General features: G+C 44.0%; 14 protein-coding genes. 8 read left to right on the top strand and 6 right to left on the bottom strand.

All coding sequences use genetic code 11. The features are described from left to right. Nucleotides 1-260 precede the first annotated feature (260 nt). Entirely contained in the window at nucleotides 261-3,053 is a 2,793-nt protein-coding gene (polA, locus tag AWH61_RS11470) for a DNA polymerase I (protein WP_075177138.1), read from the top strand. 416 nt (nucleotides 3,054-3,469) lie between these two features. Here the strand turns inward: polA and yihA are convergent, their stop codons facing one another. Next, entirely contained in the window at nucleotides 3,470-4,105 is a 636-nt protein-coding gene (gene yihA / locus AWH61_RS11475) for a ribosome biogenesis GTP-binding protein YihA/YsxC (protein ID WP_014947722.1), read from the bottom strand. 174 nt (nucleotides 4,106-4,279) lie between these two features. On the opposite strand from yihA, the gene AWH61_RS11480 reads away from it, so the two are divergent. From AWH61_RS11480 to AWH61_RS11495, 4 genes are all read left to right on the top strand, one after another. After that, entirely contained in the window at nucleotides 4,280-4,903 is a 624-nt protein-coding gene (locus tag AWH61_RS11480) for a c-type cytochrome (RefSeq protein ID WP_014947721.1), read from the top strand. A 300-nt stretch (nucleotides 4,904-5,203) separates the two neighbouring features. After that, a complete protein-coding gene (locus tag AWH61_RS11485) occupies nucleotides 5,204-5,905 on the top strand; it encodes a class I SAM-dependent methyltransferase (RefSeq protein ID WP_081333941.1) in 702 nt (233 codons plus the stop codon). 127 nt (nucleotides 5,906-6,032) lie between these two features. Continuing rightward, nucleotides 6,033-6,536: a Der GTPase-activating protein YihI gene (gene yihI, locus AWH61_RS11490; protein WP_014947719.1), complete on the top strand. Its 504-nt coding sequence runs from the start codon at nucleotides 6,033-6,035 to the stop codon at nucleotides 6,534-6,536. A 19-nt stretch (nucleotides 6,537-6,555) separates the two neighbouring features. Further along, nucleotides 6,556-7,017, top strand: coding sequence for a DUF2489 domain-containing protein (locus AWH61_RS11495; RefSeq protein WP_075177139.1), 462 nt, complete (start codon nucleotides 6,556-6,558; stop codon nucleotides 7,015-7,017). Nucleotides 7,018-7,129: 112 nt separating this feature from the next. Here AWH61_RS11495 and AWH61_RS11500 read toward each other — a convergent pair whose 3' ends face one another. Further along, a complete protein-coding gene (locus tag AWH61_RS11500; RefSeq protein ID WP_075177140.1) occupies nucleotides 7,130-7,738 on the bottom strand; it encodes a DNA-3-methyladenine glycosylase I in 609 nt (202 codons plus the stop codon). Between the two features lie 146 nt (nucleotides 7,739-7,884). Between AWH61_RS11500 and glyQ the strand changes: the two genes are divergently transcribed. The 3 genes from glyQ to AWH61_RS11515 all read left to right on the top strand — a co-directional run bounded on the left by glyQ (nucleotide 7,885) and on the right by AWH61_RS11515 (nucleotide 11,399). After that, entirely contained in the window at nucleotides 7,885-8,790 is a 906-nt protein-coding gene (gene glyQ, locus AWH61_RS11505) for a glycine--tRNA ligase subunit alpha (RefSeq protein ID WP_014996763.1), read from the top strand. A 2-nt stretch (nucleotides 8,791-8,792) separates the two neighbouring features. Further along, nucleotides 8,793-10,871 carry a glycine--tRNA ligase subunit beta gene (gene glyS, locus AWH61_RS11510; protein WP_075177141.1) on the top strand — a complete coding sequence of 693 codons (2,079 nt, stop codon included), beginning with the start codon at nucleotides 8,793-8,795 and terminating at the stop codon, nucleotides 10,869-10,871. A gap of 84 nt (nucleotides 10,872-10,955) precedes the next feature. Beyond that, the gene (locus AWH61_RS11515; RefSeq protein ID WP_039234509.1) at nucleotides 10,956-11,399 is read left to right on the top strand and encodes a hypothetical protein; all 444 of its coding nucleotides are present in this window, start codon (nucleotides 10,956-10,958) and stop codon (nucleotides 11,397-11,399) included. 171 nt (nucleotides 11,400-11,570) lie between these two features. On the opposite strand, the gene gyrB is transcribed toward AWH61_RS11515, so the two are convergent. From gyrB to dnaA, 4 genes are all read right to left on the bottom strand, one after another. Then, the gene (gene gyrB / locus AWH61_RS11520) at nucleotides 11,571-13,991 is read right to left on the bottom strand and encodes a DNA topoisomerase (ATP-hydrolyzing) subunit B (protein ID WP_075177142.1); all 2,421 of its coding nucleotides are present in this window, start codon (nucleotides 13,989-13,991) and stop codon (nucleotides 11,571-11,573) included. An 8-nt stretch (nucleotides 13,992-13,999) separates the two neighbouring features. Then, nucleotides 14,000-15,088 carry a DNA replication/repair protein RecF gene (recF, locus tag AWH61_RS11525; protein WP_075177143.1) on the bottom strand — a complete coding sequence of 363 codons (1,089 nt, stop codon included), beginning with the start codon at nucleotides 15,086-15,088 and terminating at the stop codon, nucleotides 14,000-14,002. A gap of 125 nt (nucleotides 15,089-15,213) precedes the next feature. Further along, on the bottom strand, nucleotides 15,214-16,314 hold the full coding sequence (gene dnaN, locus AWH61_RS11530) for a DNA polymerase III subunit beta (protein ID WP_012516526.1): 1,101 nt from the start codon (nucleotides 16,312-16,314) through the stop codon (nucleotides 15,214-15,216). Nucleotides 16,315-16,346: 32 nt separating this feature from the next. Continuing rightward, entirely contained in the window at nucleotides 16,347-18,002 is a 1,656-nt protein-coding gene (gene dnaA, locus AWH61_RS11535) for a chromosomal replication initiator protein DnaA (protein WP_039228897.1), read from the bottom strand. Nucleotides 18,003-18,123 lie beyond the last annotated feature (121 nt).

Consider the following 18,123-nt stretch of genomic DNA (forward strand, 5'->3'; position numbering starts at 1 on the left):
ATCCACATAAAATGGAATGGTAAGTAGCAGGTACGCTGTTTTCACACCTAAGTCTCATTCCCTTATTTTTCTTGATTTGAAAGGTGATCTTTAACTTGACAAAGATCATCCGGATCACTGTGCCCAAAATTTTAGATCACAAAGTTATCCACAGGCGAAATGCGATCCGCTATCGACCTTAATGTTCCTTCATGATATGGCGATCTGCCCTAGCCTGTGGCATCCTTGCGCTCATATTCTCTATTGGAAAATCGCCATCTATGCCTGATTCTAAAAAGCCTCCATTTATTCTTGTCGATGGATCGTCATATCTTTTTCGTGCCTTTCACGGTTTACCACCATTAACTAACTCAAAAGGCCAAGACACCGGTGCTATTTATGGTGTTGTGAACATGCTTAAAAGCTTGATCAAACAATACAACCCGACGCATATGGCGGTGATTTTTGATGCTAAAGGCAAAACCTTTCGCGATGACATCTATAAAGAGTACAAAGCGAACCGTCCTCCGATGCCGGATGAGCTTAGAAGCCAGATCGAACCGTTGCACGCCATCATTAAGGCAATGGGTTTACCTGTTATTGTTGAATCGGGTGTAGAAGCTGATGACGTGATTGGCACGTTAGCCAGACACGCCACAGAAAAAGGTATTGATACCCTTATCAGCACCGGCGATAAAGACATGGCGCAGCTAGTAAATGAACATGTCACCTTAATCAACACCATGACAAACCAACTGATGGATGTCGAAGGTGTAAATACGAAGTTTGGTATTCCACCAGAGCTTGTGATCGACTTCCTTGCGCTTAAGGGCGATAAAGTCGATAACATTCCAGGTGTACCTGGTGTAGGTGATAAAAGTGCTCAAGCCTTGTTAAACGGTATTGGCGGTATCGACGACATATATAAGAACCTGGATAAAATTGCAGATCTATCGTTTAGAGGCAGTAAGTCGATGGCGGCTAAAATGCAGGAATACGAAGAGCAAGCTCGGCTTTCTTATACCCTAGCTACTATCAGCATCGATCTTGACCTTGACTACGACGTTGAGACGTTAATGCCGTGTCAGGCCGATAACGAACAACTTCGCGATCTGTTTGCCGAATACGAGTTCAAACGCTGGCACGCGGAAGTAAGCGCGCTTGTAGCCGGCGGAGATACCTCTAGTGCCAGCGCAAACGCCAACGAGGAAAAGAGCGATAGCGCAGAAGAGAGCGAACAAAGTGAATCGGTAGAGATAGATAAGTCGAAGTATGAGACCGTGCTTGATGAGGCGCGTTTTAACGCTTGGGTAGCGAAGCTAGAAAAAGCCGAACTCATCGCTTTTGATACCGAAACAACCAGCCTTAACTACATGGATGCGGAGTTAGTTGGCGTTTCATTTTGTATAGAGGAAGGTGAAGCTGCTTATGTACCTGTTGCTCACGATTATCCAGATGCACCCGCCCAGCTATCACGGGAATTTGTATTAGACGCATTAAAGCCTATTTTAGAATCGGACACCGTGATCAAAGTAGGCCAACACATAAAATACGACAAAAATGTGTTAGCGAACTATAACATTACCTTAAACGGCATCGGCTTTGACACCATGCTTGAGAGCTATGTACTAAACAGTACTGCGCAGCGCCATGATATGGACTCACTTGCCCTAGCCTACCTTGGTCATAAAACTATTCACTTTGAAGAGATCGCAGGTAAAGGCGCAAAACAGCTTACGTTTAATCAAATCAGCCTTGAAGAAGCGGGGCCTTATGCCGCAGAAGATGCTGACATTACGCTTCGCTTACACAACGCCATTTGGACTAAGTTGAAAGAAATTCCTGAGCTTAAAAATCTATTGATAGATGTTGAGGTTCCCCTAGCCTGTGTACTTTCTCGTATGGAACAGGAAGGTGTATTGATAGACAGCCAAAGACTGCGTCAGCAAAGCCAGGATCTTGCCACACGGATTGCCGAGCTTGAAAGTGAAGTACATGAGGAAGCTGGCGAGCCATTCAACTTAGGTTCTACTAAGCAGCTTCAACATGTCTTGTTCGAAAAAATGTCGCTACCGATCATAAAGAAAACGCCTAAAGGGGCGCCGTCTACTTCTGAGGACGTACTGCAAGAACTTGCGCTTGAGTACCCGTTGCCGAAGAAGATCATGGAATACCGTGGCCTAACCAAGCTAAAGAATACCTACACGGATAAACTTCCTAAGATGATCAATCATCGTACGGGTCGAGTGCATACTTCTTATCACCAAGCAGTAACCGCCACGGGACGACTCTCATCTACCGATCCTAACTTACAGAACATCCCTATCCGAAATGAGGAAGGTCGCCGCGTGCGTCAGGCATTTGTACCAAGAGAAGGAAATAAGTTCGTCGCAGCCGACTACTCACAAATTGAGCTGCGCATTATGGCGCACCTTTCTGGCGATAAAGGTCTGTTAGATGCCTTTGCGCATGGTAAAGATATTCATAAAGCAACCGCTGCGGAAGTTTTTGGTGTACCACTTGATGAGGTAACTACCGAACAACGCCGCAGTGCAAAAGCGATTAACTTTGGCTTAATTTACGGTATGAGTGCCTTTGGGTTGTCGAAGCAACTTAATATTCCACGTAATGAAGCACAAAAATATATGGATCTTTACTTCGAGCGCTACCCAGGCGTGCTTGAGTACATGGATTCAACACGTGAGAGCGCGAAAGAAAAAGGTTATGTAGAAACCGTATTTGGTCGCAGACTTTATTTGCCTGATATTAAAGCCAGTAATGGTGCACGTAGAAAAGGCGCAGAGCGCGCAGCGATAAACGCGCCTATGCAAGGCACAGCGGCAGACATTATTAAGATGGCAATGATCAAAGTTGATGACTGGATTAGGAAAAATGCATCAGATGATGTGACAATGATGATGCAGGTGCACGATGAATTGGTTTTTGAGATAAAAGAAGACAAAGTGGAAACCTATGTCTCTACTATTACTGCTCTTATGGAAAGCGCAGCTACGCTAAATGTTCCGCTGGTTGTTGAGGCTGGTGTGGGCGAAAACTGGGATGAAGCGCACTAGTTTGGTAATTAGATTACAGTTTTCACATTAAAAGGCGCGTTATATTCATTAAATTTGGTAATTTAATTACATAACACCCTTGCCTTTTCTGTGCTTTGTTGTAATATTACACATGTAGGGTACAGAGGTGAGAAAGCTGTTTTCAAACCTTTGCTTTAACCCCGACAGTTTTGTCGGGGTTTTTTTATATCTGCGTAAAATAAATAATCCAAAAATATCAATAACTTAAAAAATAAAGCGAATTTTATTTTAATTTTTCTGAACTTCTCTATTTATCACGACTCTATATCTACGGTTTTTATGTGTTTTCTCTCAGTTTACGCCTCGCTCTATGCGGGGCGTTCTTTTTTCTAACACCCCATCATGCCTATCCATCGGGCACGTCAGATCAGCACAAACGGTAAGGGTAAATTGCGCTACTGTACTTCGCTATCAGACTCTTCTGTTTCGTCTTGTTTATCTAAGCCAAACCACGTATCCAAAATACGCTCTAATTCGGGTAACCCGTGCTTATTTAATGACGAGAAGGTTTGCACGGTAACATCGCCCATAAATGCCATCGCAGCTTCACGCGCCATTAACAGCTGTGCCTTTCGCTTACCGCTTTTAAGTTTGTCGGCTTTAGTGAGAAGTGCCAGTACTGGAATATTTGAGGCTACTGCCCAATGGATAAGATCTTGGTCTAAATCTTTGAAGGGGTGACGAATATCCATTAAAACGACTAATCCTTTAAGGGACTTGCGCTTTTGAAGATATTCACCAAGTGACGCCTGCCACTTCTTTTTCATGGCTACTGGCACTTTTGCAAAGCCATATCCTGGCAAATCAACCAAGCGTAAGTCTTCTTCTAATTCAAAGACGTTGATCAATTGGGTGCGACCCGGTGTTTTACTGGTTCTTGCCAAGTTCTTCTGACGAGTTAACGTGTTAAGTGCACTCGATTTACCCGCATTAGAGCGGCCCGCGAACGCTACTTCAATTCCGGTATCATTCTTTAAATGACGAATATCAGGTGCGCTCGTAAAGAATTTTGCTTTGGTGTAATACGACATCTAGACTTACCTCCACATGCGTCTCAACCTTCGGTTTACAGTTTTTTAATGAATAAACCAACTAAAAACCATAGTTTTATCATGGAATAGGTTTTTCTGACGCGTTAAATGTGTAAAATACGCATGATATCACGTATATCACGCGAGCCGTTGGATCCATTTAAGAGATTTATTATGAAAAAACTGTGTTTGTTGGTATGTATGTCTTTAGGTTTAAGCGCAACTGCTATGGCAGAAGGCGACGCCGAGGCAGGTAAAGCGAAATCTGCAGTATGTGCAGCCTGTCATGGCCCTGATGGCAACAGCATGATTGACATGAACCCAAAGATTGCTGGCCAGCATGAGAAGTACATTGTTAAGCAATTAACCGAATTTAAACTTGCCTCTCAAACAGGTGGCGAGGAAGGTCGTAACAATGCTGTGATGAACGGCATGGCTGCCCCACTTTCAGAGCAAGACATGAAAGACCTAGCCGCTTATTTCTCAAGCCAAGAGCCAAAGGCGGGTGAAACACCAGAGCAATACGTTGAAGCTGGCCGTGCATTGTACCAAGGTGGCGACGAGTCTCGAGGCGTAACTGCATGTATCGCGTGTCACGGTCCTAAGGGCAACGGCATGGGCTTAGCAGGTTTCCCTGATATCAGCGGTCAACATGCAACTTACACTGCAGCTCAATTGAAAGCATTCCGTTCAGGCCAACGTCACAATGACATGAATGGCATGATGCGTGATATTGCGATGAAATTAACCGACGAAGATATTGAGATTTTATCTAACTATATCGCGGGCTTACACTAAGCATTACCGTTTTTGCACATTGTTGTTAAAAATTTGTTACCGAAAAAGTTGTATTTTGAAATTATTCGTGTAATCTAACGGCGTAGTTTGTAGGTGCCTTTGAAAAGCTACAAGCTAAATAACAAGAATAATAATAAAAATGCAGCATGGAAGACGGGATAAAGAGCCACGAGGGCCAAAAACAACAATACAGCTCTGCTAACAATAAAAATAAGGGGAGCACGGCTAGGGAAGCAAAATACACATAGAAGTGTATAACGGGAGAGGTGTCATCTGACACTCATACAATGTAAGGTGATGGTGAGAACCATCACCTTTTTCTTTTTTAAGCCCCTTATTATTGTTCACTTTCCTATGTACTGTCCTTTATGCAAAAGCGCTAACGCGCCATCTCACTATCACTCAGATAAAAAGCGCGATTACCTTCAATGTAATCAATGCAAACTCGTTTATGTTTCTCCTGAATTCTTGCCATCGAAAGAAGTAGAAAAGCAGGAGTATGACCTTCACGAGAATAGCTTTGAAGACGAAGGGTATCGAAAGTTTTTAGGAAAGGTTTTAACGCCACTTACACCTTTTATAAAAGACATGAAATTTGGTGAACTCCGAGGACTAGACTTTGGCTGTGGCCCTGCGCCTGTTTTAGCAAGTATGCTGGAAGAAGAAGGCGTTAGGATGAATATGTACGATCCCTTCTATGCACACAACTTATCGGTACTTGAGCAAAGCTATGACGTAGTGACATGTACAGAGGCTATAGAACACTTTCACGCCCCTCATGTGGAATGGGCGCTATTTAACAAACTTGTAGCTTCTGGTGGCGTTCTTGCCATCATGACCAAGCGCGTACTTGATAAAGCCAGGTTTGCAAATTGGCACTATAAAAACGACGTCACCCACGTTAGCTTTTTCAGCGAAGCAACCTTTCAATATTTGGCACAACGAGATGGCTATGATGTCACTTTTCCTGCCAGCGATGTCGTTCTATTGAGAAAGCGCTGAAACAAATTCCCGTAATACTTTATGTTCCCCGTATTGATTTTGCACTGCATACCCAAAGATCAATACGTAGACACTAATTCGCGCTATAATAGCGCTGTTTTTTCACTCTCTTTGTTATTTGGAAATTATGGCACGTTCAAAGAAATCACGTAAAGTCGGCCTAATCGGCGTTCGTAAAGATCCTGACTTTAAACCAAGCGAAAACCGTAAATCAGACTCGCCTCGCCCTAAAAAGCATAAAGGTAAGCCCGCTGGTAATCGCCACAATGTTGAACAGAAAAAAGTGACGGGCAAAAAGAGTGCTGAGAATAAAGATCCGCGCCACGGCAGTAAAAAGCCTATTCAGCTTGTAAAAGCAGTGACGCCCACCCCTGCTCAAAAGAAAAAGTACGCCACACCAGCCCAAGAACTGGCAGCGCTTGAAGCAGATCAACGCTTGTCAGATTTACTCGACAAACTTGACGACGATAAACCGCTCACCCGTGAGCAACAAGCTTATGTCGACGAGAAGATGGCACGCCACCGCATTCTTTGTGACCTACTAGGAATAGTAGAAGAGGATGATGAAGACGACGATATGGATCCGTTTAATGATTTAGACGCTATTAATATCGACGACTTTAAGCACTAATAAAAAACGGGAAAGAGTCATGCTTTGGGCAGTACTTTCAGGCATCGCGCTACTAATTATTCTTGCGCTAGGTTTTTACGCAGGCAAACTGCTGTTTATGTTAAAACAACAAAAAGAGCGACAAGAAGCGGCAAGGCAGTCGCGCGTAGCCACTATAACCGACAGTATTATAGTAATAGCTAAGGCGATGGAGCAGCAGCAATGTGATTTGTCAGAAGGCGTAATTCGCATCGTGAACTTGCTTAACGCGCTTCCAATAAGTACTCCGCCTGATTTTAAAGCGCAGTATCCCAACATTCATGCACTATTCACAGAGGTAAGCGGTTTTGCGATTTTAGAAGCAAGGCAACAGCTACCTAAGAATGAGCGAAGAAAGCAAGATGTCGCTCGCGAGCAGATTGAATCGGAGTACGAATCTAAGGTTTTGGACGAATTACCACCGCTGAAGGCGTATTGTGAGACACTTATAGCCACTAAATAACGAGTAAGCGCTACGCTGATTTAAAAGATAAAAACTGATGCAAGCAACATCGAAAATGGCCGAGTACAGTATGTATTCGGCCATTTTTTTAACCCGCCTACCTTTGCCTATATCACTTTATCGCGAGCTCGCAGGTACGCTCGTAGCAATGACACCCTACCTCGTGGTCATTGACCATACCTACAGCTTGCATAAAAGCATAGCAAATCGTTTCACCTACAAAATTAAATCCGTGCTTTTTAAGTGCTTTTGACATTGCTTTTGACGCATCAGTTGATGTGGGTGCTTGCCTGAAATCTTCCCACGCATTAATGACCGTACGTCCATCTGTAAATTGCCAAATAAAATCAATGAATGGCTGCGACGCTTCGATAGCTAAAAAACCCTTGGCATTTTTAATAATCGACTCTATTTTGAGCTTGTTTCTGATTATGCCGCTGTCCTGCATCAGCCTGTCGACATCAGCGGGGCCCATCTTCGAAATTTTCTCAGGGTCGAACTGATAGAATGCCTTTTCAAAATTCTGCTGTTTTTTCAAAATAGTCAGCCAAGATAAACCGGCTTGCTGTCCATCGAGGCATAATTTAGCAAACAACGCGCGACTATCTAACTCGGGTACCCCCCATTCGTTATCATGATACGCTAAATAAATAGGGTCGCTGCTTACCCAACCACAGCGATGCAAAGGCGTATTTTTTTCTATTTTTGTTTGATTGGGCATGGCTTAAGATTAAATCCTTGTTGTGAAGTAGCATATTGGCTTTATTCGTGACGTTTTTTCACCCTTTACACCTACATACTATGCCTCACAAATTGTATACTATCCCACCTTTATTTTAAGTCAGATAACTAACAAGCAGCGGATGTATGCAGAAATACGATATTAAGACCTTTCAAGGGTTGATCCTTGCGCTTCAAGATTATTGGGCGCGTCAGGGCTGCGTTATTATTCAGCCTCTGGATATGGAAGTGGGTGCCGGTACTTTTCACCCTATGACGTTCCTACGTTCTTTAGGTCCAGAGCCAATGAGTAGCGCCTATGTTCAACCGTGCCGTAGACCAACCGATGGTCGTTACGGTGAGAACCCAAACCGCTTACAACATTACTATCAGTTCCAAGTAATGCTTAAGCCTTCACCTGACAATATTCAGGAGTTGTACTTGGGCTCTTTGAAAGAGTTAGGTTTCGATCCGCTGGTTCATGACATTCGCTTCGTAGAAGACAACTGGGAATCACCCACGCTTGGTGCATGGGGTCTAGGTTGGGAAGTGTGGCTAAATGGCATGGAAGTAACTCAGTTTACGTACTTCCAGCAGGTAGGCGGTCTAGAGTGTAAGCCTGTTACCGGCGAAATTACCTACGGCTTAGAGCGACTCGCCATGTACGTTCAAGGTGTCGATAGTATCTACGACCTGGTTTGGACTGACGGCCCTATGGGCAAAGTGACCTATGGCGATGTGTTCCATCAAAACGAAGTAGAACAATCGACGTATAACTTCGAACACGCCAACGTTGAAGCTTTATTTAGAACCTTCGACGAATGTGAAGCAGAAAGCCAAAAGCTTATCGAAAACAACCTTCCACTTCCTGCCTATGAGCAGGTTATGAAGGCGTCACACGCATTTAACTTGCTTGATGCTCGTCATGCTATTTCAGTGACTGAACGCCAGCGCTATATTCTTCGCGTTCGAACGCTAGCCAAAGCGTGTGCAGAAAGCTATTACCAAGCACGTGAAGCACTTGGCTTCCCACTATGTAACAAGGAGGCATAAGCGTGCGTACAGAAAATTGTTTAGTTGAATTAGGTACTGAAGAACTCCCACCAAAAGCGCTTAAATCTTTAGGTGAAGCCTTCGCCACGCAGTTTGAAGCTGCGCTTACGCAAGCTGACTTAAGCTTTGATTCAGTCAGCTGGTTTGCAGCTCCTCGCCGCTTAGCCGTTTATGTTTCAGGTCTTGCTGAAGGTCAGGCTGACAAAGTAGTAGAGAAACGCGGCCCAGCTGTATCAGCCGCGTTTGACGCCGACGGTAACCCCACTAAAGCAGCACAAGGTTGGGCGCGCGGTAACGGCATTGACGTTGCTGACGCAGAGCGCCTTGTAACTGACAAAGGAGAGTGGTTACTTCATAAAGCCCACGTTCCAGGGCAATCAGTTGCAGAGCTTCTAGAAGGGCTGATAAACCAAGCGGTAAGCAAGCTACCTATTCCAAAGCCAATGCGTTGGGGTAATTACAATACTCAGTTTATACGCCCAGTTCACACCCTTTGCGTGCTTTACGGAAGCGAAGTGGTTAATGTTTCTGTATTGGGCTTAACAAGCGGCCGCGTTGTTCAGGGTCACCGGTTCCATGGCGCAGGTCGCTTTGAACTTGATCATGCTGACAATTACGCCTCTGCCCTTGAGCAACAATATGTGCTGGCAGATTTTGAGGCGCGTAAAGATAAAGTGCGTCAGCAGCTTGAAGACGCAGCGCAAAGCTTGTCGCTTAAGCCAGACTATAATGAAGACTTACTAGAAGAAATCGCGTCACTTGTAGAGTGGCCGGTTGTACTTCAAGCTGGGTTTGATGAGGCTTTCTTAGCAGTACCGAAAGAAGCGCTTATCTATACCATGAAAGACGACCAAAAATATGTGCCGCTGCTAGATAGCGATGGTGCACTTTCAAACACTTTCTTATTCGTAACGAATATCGAAAGTCGCGATGCCTCTCAAGTTATTTCAGGCAATGAAAAGGTTATCCGGCCTCGTCTTGCAGACGCTGAGTTCTTCTTTAACAGCGATAAAAAGACGACATTAGAAAGCCGCCTTGAAAGCTTAGAAACCGTGTTGTTTCAAAAACAGCTTGGTACGCTAAAAGAAAAGTCTGAGCGTATATCTGCCCTATCGGCGTTTATCGCGTCGCAAATAGATGCGAATGAAACACAAGCTGCACGAGCAGGTCTTCTAGCTAAAACCGACTTGATGTCGAACATGGTTATGGAGTTCCCAGACGTTCAAGGTGTTATGGGTAAATACTATGCGCTAAACGACGGTGAAGATGCGCCTGTTGCAGAAGCACTGTATGAACAATACATGCCGCGTTTTGCTGGTGACGCACTTCCTAGTTCAGGCGTTAGCGCGTCGGTCGCGCTTGCTGACAAACTAGATACTCTTGTGGGTATTTTTGGTATTGGCCAGTTACCTAAGGGTGATAAAGACCCATTTGCGCTTCGTCGTGCAGCTATCGGTGTATTACGTATTGTCACTGAGCTGTCACTGCCGCTAGATCTTGAAACGCTAGTAAGCAAAGCTATCGATGTGTATGGCGATAAGTTAACGAATGCAGAAACACAATCTCAGGTTGTTGATTTTGTATTGGGTCGATTTACTGCGCTCCTACAAGATCAAGCTATCGCCATTGACGTTATTCAGGCCGTTGCTGCTCGTCGCCCTACTAAGCCAGCTGACTACTTAGCCCGAGTTCATGCAGTTGATAAGTTCAGAGCATTGGAAGAAGCCGAAGCGCTAGCTGCCGCTAACAAGCGTGTTGCAAACATCCTTGCTAAGCAGAACGTTGAAGTGACAGACACAGTGAATATTGATGAGTCACTGTTAGCTGAAGAAGCTGAAAAAGCGCTTTATGTTGAGCTGAAAGCCGCACAGGAAGAAGTTGATATTGCTGTTCCTTCACAGGACTACACGCGTATTCTTACTGCGCTTGCAACCTTACGTAATGTAATCGATAACTTCTTCGATAACGTAATGGTTATGGCTGATGACGATGCGGTTAAGAATAACCGACTTGCTTTACTGTCGCTTTTAAGGCAACTTTTCCTTACTACCGCAGATATATCTATTCTCGCGAAGTCGTAGGCTAGTAAGAGTTAGCGCGGTTTTATGCCGCGAAAAACAAAGAGCCCAGCCTTAACGTTGGGCTTTTTTATAAATGGAGACGCTGTGAAAAAGTTACTAACTATTGCTTCTATGTGCATAGCACTTTCAGCATGCTCAAGCAGTGGAAGTTTTAAAATTCCTGAAATAGCACCGGACGTGCCTCGCATTCAATTCGAAAACATGTTTCTTAGAGGTGTGTTTAACTGGTGGGAGGCTGACCCAAGTTACAAGTTCAAACGATCAAATTCAGGCTGGACAGTGGACGTTGAACTCATAGCCGACGGACAACCTTATGATTTTAGGTTGTCAGATGCAAAATGGACGCCCTCACAAAGCTGTGGCGGCAAATATAAAGGGCAGCCTGTAATGTTAGGCTCCACTGTTTATTTAGTCTGTGAACAGGGCTCAGAGAACTTGCAATTTACCCCCTCCTCAACTGGCACCTATCGCTTTACAGCAACAGCAGCAAGTGCGGGGGAAGTCGCTCTGGTTGTTTCTAAAGTTTAGACTTGAGTGCCGTGTAGTAGTAGCGGCATTCACCAAGCTTTTTTCATTGTAAAGACTCTTGCCTCACATTCAATGCCAATAAAAAGTTCTCTGTTTTGTACGAGTAATTCACCTGAGCTTAGGCACAAAAAAAGCGACCATTGGGTCGCTTTTTTCAAATAGCTAAAAGCTCTACACGTCTAAGTTTTCCACTTTCAGCGCGTTAGCTTCGATAAACTCTCGACGAGGCTCAACTTGGTCACCCATCAATGTAGTGAACAGCTGGTCACAACCAATGGCATCCTCAATGGTAACTTGAAGCATACGGCGGCTTTCTGGGTCCATGGTGGTTTCCCATAGTTGCTCAGGGTTCATCTCACCTAGCCCTTTATAGCGCTGAATGTATTGGCCGCGTTTCGCTTCATTCATTAGCCACTCTAGGGCTTCTTTGAAAGACTCAACTGGCTGTCTACGTTCGCCACGCTGAATATAGGCGTCTTTGCCCATCATGTCGTTAATGGCAAGGTTAAGCTCTTTAAGACGCTGGTATTCAGACGACTCGATGAACTCATGATCGATAATGTACTCATAATCAATTCCGTGCATACGCATAATGATTGTAATGTAGTACTCGCTAAGTTCAGCATCAGTGCGAATTTCATAACGGTATGTAGCACCATCGTTTTCGCGCTCTGTAAGCTGCTCTACGAAGTGTTTCGCCACATGCTCTAGTGCAGATTGATCTTTAAGGTCTTCAAGGTTTAGCGTAGGCGTGTAAAGCATTCTGTAGAGGATAGATGCAGGCATAAGACGTTTCATACGTGCAATCATCTTCTCTACCGATTGGTACTGCTTAACAAGGTTTTCAAGGCCTACACCACTAATACCTGGGTCTTCATCGCTGGTGTGCAAAGACGCACCGTCAATTGCGATTGATGTTAGGTAGTTAGTTAGCGCATCGTCATCTTTAAGATACTGCTCTTGTTTACCCTTCTTCACTTTGTATAGCGGTGGCTGTGCAATATATACATATCCACGCTCAATGATTTCAGGCATTTGACGATAGAAAAATGTGAGTAGAAGCGTACGAATGTGAGAACCATCTACGTCAGCATCGGTCATGATAATGATGCTGTGATAGCGTAATTTTTCAGGGTCATACTCGTCACGACCGATACCACAACCTAGTGCCGTGATAAGCGTCGCAACTTCCTGAGAAGAAAGCATCTTATCAAAACGCGCTTTCTCAACGTTTAGGATTTTACCTTTAAGCGGCAGAATAGCTTGGTTTTTACGGTTACGACCCTGCTTAGCTGAACCGCCCGCAGAGTCACCCTCCACTATGTATAATTCACTAAGTGCAGGATCTTTTTCCTGACAGTCAGCTAGCTTACCCGGCAGACCAGCCAAGTCGAGCGCACCTTTACGGCGTGTCATTTCACGGGCCTTTCGTGCAGCTTCACGAGCACGAGCAGCATCAATAATCTTACCCGCAATAATTTTACTTTCTGCAGGGTTTTCTAATAAGAACTCTGCTAGCTTTTCATTCATTGCCGATTCAACAGCTGGACGAACTTCAGAAGATACAAGCTTATCTTTAGTCTGTGAGCTGAATTTTGGATCTGGTACTTTAACGGAAATAACCGCGGTTAGACCTTCACGCGCGTCGTCACCACTGGCATTCGTTTTAGCCTTTTTGTTCAGGCCTTCCTTTTCCATATAGTTATTCAATGTACGCGTCAACGCTCCACGGAAGCCCGCCAAGTGAGTACCGCCGTCGCGCTGAGGAATGTTGTTGGTGAAACAGAACACGTTCTCTTGGAAACTATCGTTCCATTGCATCGCTACTTCTACTGCAATACCGTCTTCTTGTTCACTGCTGAAATGAAACACTTTCTGGTGAACAGGTGTTTTCTTTTCATTTAGGTACTCAACGAACGCTTTGATACCACCTTCGTACATGAAGTGGTCTTCTTTTCCATCGCGTTCGTCTTTCAAGCGAATAGACACACCAGAGTTCAAAAATGATAGTTCACGAAGACGTTTAGCAAGAATATCGTAGTGGTAAAGCGTATCTGTGAAGGTGTCTGAACTTGGCCAGAAACGGATCATAGTTCCCGTTTTGTCTGTATCGCCTGTTACTGCTAGTGGCGCCTGTGGAACACCATGATGATATTCTTGTTCATGCGCTTTACCACCGCGACGAATACGAAGCTTCAGTCGGCTTGAAAGTGCGTTTACTACTGATACACCTACACCGTGCAAACCGCCCGACACTTTATAAGAGTTATCGTCGAACTTACCGCCGGCGTGAAGAACCGTCATAATAACTTCAGCTGCAGACACACCCTCTTCTGGGTGCAATTCAGTTGGTATACCACGTCCATCGTCAGACACAGATACTGAGCCATCGCTGTGAATGAGCACAGTAATCTCAGAACAATGTCCAGCAAGTGCTTCATCGATAGAGTTATCGACCACCTCGAAAACCATGTGGTGTAATCCGGTACCATCATCAGTATCACCGATATACATACCAGGACGCTTTCTTACGGCATCTAATCCTTTAAGTACTTTAATACTGGACGAGTCGTAGTTGTTCTCTGCTGACATACTAGCTTTTACTCCTCTTTCACGCTTCCATGTTCCACGTGAAACATTTTCTTTTCGTTGTATTTTTGTATAAAAGCGAGTTGCGTGGATTCTATTGCAGTAACGAAAACCTGCGTATCCATTTTGAGCAACCCATCAATAAATTGTTCTCTTTTATCGGCATCTAGTTCGGCACCTACATCATCAAGTAAAAAGATACTTTTGCGCTGCGTTGCCTTATTAAATAGCTTAGTCTGTGACATTTGAAGCGCTGCCACAGCCATTCTAAGCTGTCCTCTCGATAAAAGCTCCTGGGCGTTTACCCCATTTACTTTAAGCCGTAAATCGGCTTTATGGGGCCCAGAAGAGGTATGTCCTATTTTACCATCATACTCACGTTTTTTAACTAGGCTTTCTGATAAACCGACATCTTTTTCCCACCCTTTATGGTAACTTAATTCCACATCGAAGTTAGGAAGAAATTCTTGCGCATATTGCTTAAAAATAGGCGTGAGGGTGTCCACATATTCCTGACGAGTAGCCGATAGAGACTCACCTAGTACTGAGAACTGAGACTCCCAATATTGATTTTGTGGTGCGCTTAAATTTGCCTGCTGTTTCAGTAAGGCATTTCTATGTTTTAAAAATTTACCATACTGATTAGCAAGTGATTGAAACTGATGTTCCACGTGAAACAATCCCCAATCACAAAAACGTCGACGCTCGGAAGGCGAACCAATTATAAGGTCAGTACTCTGCGGAGTAAAAAGTTGAAGTGGTACCAAGCTAACTAAATCTGATAACTTATTTGAATGTTCACCGTTAATACTACAGGTGAATGTCTCATTTCTACTTCGTTGAAAACCTAGCTTTAATTCATCCCCTTCTTCAGTTTTGCATGACGCGAAAACACTGAAGCTGTCTTTCTCATTTTGAATAACCGAACTGTGTTTATTTGTTCTAAAAGAACGTCCAAAGCCTAGGTAATAAAGTGCTTCGATTAACGAGGATTTCCCACTCCCATTCACGCCTTTAATGATAGTCAACGCTGGTGAAGGAGAAAGTGATACGGAACTAAGATTACGAAACTGTGTAATCTGGACGCGGTCCAGTTTCATGAGGTCACACTGATGAAAGAAAAGAAGCGAGGAGTATCAACACTCATCGCTTCTTGAATTGATAATTTAAATGACAAAATAACGTGGAATATGCGAAACGCTGCAAACACTTAATGTAGTAGTGACTACAGTCGCATTGGCATAATAACGTATAACGCGGCGTCATCAGCATCATCTTCGATTAGCGCACTCGCGTTTGAGTCTGATAGGCTCACTTTAACGCCATCAGATCCAAGCGCATTCAATACGTCAATTAGATAGGCAACGTTAAAGCCAATTTCTAAATCGTCACCTTGATATTGAACATCAACGATTTCTTCCGCTTCTTCTTGCTCTGGGTTATTAGCCGTTATCTTAAGCTCACCAGAAGACAAGTTTAATCGTACGCCTCTAAACTTTTCGTTAGATAGAATGGCCGCACGTGAAAAAGCTTCTTTTAATACAGCTTTACTCGCAATAATTTCCTTGTCGCCATTTTGAGGTAAAACACGGCGATAATCAGGAAATCTGCCATCAACTAATTTCGAAGTGAAAATGAAATCGTTTGAGAAAATTCGAAGATGGTTTGCGCCTATTTGCACCTTAAGAGATTTGTCATCTTCGCTAATAAGACGAGAAATTTCTAACACGCCTTTACGTGGAATAATTACCTGACGAGATGGCAAAGCGGTCTCATAGTTTAGGCGACAAAGTGCAAGGCGGTGACCGTCTGTTGCAACGGTACGAATGATATTCTCTTCCGTCTCAAGGGACATACCATTTAAGTAATAACGTACGTCTTGCTGAGCCATTGAGAAGCTTGTTGCATCAATAAGACGTTTTAGATCACTGCACGATAATTCAAACTCAACTTCGCCTTCCCAGTCTTCTAGATTTGGGTAGTCGTTGGCAGATAAAGTAGAAAGCGTATAACGACCTCGACCGGCACGAATAAGTGCTTTGCTGCCGTCTAACGAGAAATGAATATCTGTTCCTTCAGAAATACCGCGAATAATATCAAACAGTTTTTTAGCAGGAACAGTAATCTCACCTTCCGTGAATTCACCTTCTAATTTCACGCTAGAAATTAGTTCTACTTCTAAATCTGTACCAGTAAGCCAAAGTGCGTCCTCACTTACTTTGATGAGAACATTGGAAAGAATTGGCAGTGTGTGTCTACGCTCTACAGCACCAGATACCAACTGTAGGGGTTGTAAAAATTGTTCGCGGCTTATAGTAAATTTCATCGCAGTGCTATCTCGCCTCTAAGGTCGTGGTGTTAGGAAGACAAAGTCCTAATGAGGTTCTTATAGTCCTCTTTTATATCATGACTTTCTTCTCTTAGCTGCTCTATTTTTCTACAAGCGTGTAAAACCGTAGTATGGTCTCGTCCACCAAACGCGTTTCCTAGTTCAGGTAAACTGTGGTTGGTAAGTTCTTTGGCCAGCGCCATCGCGACTTGGCGAGGACGCGCCACACTACGACTACGTCGTTTAGACAAAATATCAGCTACTTTTATCTTATAATAATCTGCGACGGTTTTCTGAATATTATCAACGGTTACCAATTTTTCTTGAAGTGCGAGAAGGTCTCGAAGCGCTTCGCGAACGAAATCAATAGTGATAGGGCGACCGGTAAAGTTTGCGTTAGCAATAACACGGTTAAGTGCACCCTCGAGCTCACGTACGTTTGAACGCAATCGCTTAGCTATAAAGAACGCCACTTCATTAGGTAAGTGAATCCGGTTCTCTGCCGCTTTGCGCATCAAAATAGCCACTCGGGTTTCAAGCTCTGGTGGCTCTATAGCAATAGTTAAACCCCAACCGAAGCGCGATTTCAATCGATCCTCTACCCCATCAATCTCTTTAGGATATCTATCAGAAGTAAGTATGATTTGTTGGTTACCTTCAAGAAGCGCATTGAACGTGTGGAAGAACTCTTCTTGTGAACGCTCTTTATTAGCAAAGAATTGAATATCATCGATAAGTAACGCATCAACGCTGCGATAGAAGCGCTTAAAGTCCTCTATCGCGTTATTTTGCAGTGCCTTAACCATATCCTGCACGAAACGCTCTGAATGCATATACACAATTTTAGCGTCACCGTTATTAGCTACGATGCCATTACCCACTGCATGTAATAAGTGAGTTTTACCTAAGCCCGTACCACCGTAAATAAACAGTGGGTTGTAAGAACCGCCTGGGTTATTTGCGACTTGAGTTGCAGCCGCACGTGCTAGCTGGTTAGATTTACCTTCGACAAAGTTGTCGAATTGATAAGTCGGATTAATATTACTTTTATGCTTCATCGCCTCAGGGATCGGGATCACTTTCGGCGGTGTAGACGATCTTGGCGCTTGATCTGCGTATGCATTATATCCATTACGGTCGTGGTTTTGCGCACCGCGATCATTTAGATCCATACCCTGTGTGTATGAAGGTGATTTTGAAAACGCATTGTTTTGTCCTTGATCACCCGCTTGGCTTGCCGATGATGGCATACCGCTATTCGACATTGGTGAATAAGACGATGTGTGCTGCCCATTACTGCCGCTGTGAACAGGCTGATTACTAGTATTATAGTTCTGATACCCTTGACCGCCCGCAGGTGCACTAGGCTTACTTGGTTGATTATTAGGCGTATTTGGAGCAGGCGAAGATCCGCTGGTACTTACAGGCTGACTACGGCTTACGCTGTGACGATTCATCACTTCTAAACGCAATTGTGGTGCGTCACTTCCGGCAAACTCTTTTAGTAGTGCGGTAATATTATTCAGGTACTTGTCTCTTACCCAATCAAGTACAAAGCGATTGGGAGCATAGAGTGCAACCACGCCTTGTTGTTCTTCACAAACAAGCGGTCGTATCCACATACTAAACTGCTGCGTTGGTAATTCTTGACGCAATCTTTCAAGGCATTGGTTCCACAAGGACATGGTACGTAGTTAGCTCCCGTAACTCGCTAGAAAAACCAACTCCTGAAAAGCCAAGCATAAAGAAAGCAGGCACTAAAAAGCGCCATTAGAAGAAAATAGCGTTGGAAGTGTTGGGTAGCAG

This window comes from Alteromonas sp. W12 (assembly GCF_001924945.1).
Classification (GTDB): domain Bacteria; phylum Pseudomonadota; class Gammaproteobacteria; order Enterobacterales; family Alteromonadaceae; genus Alteromonas; species Alteromonas macleodii.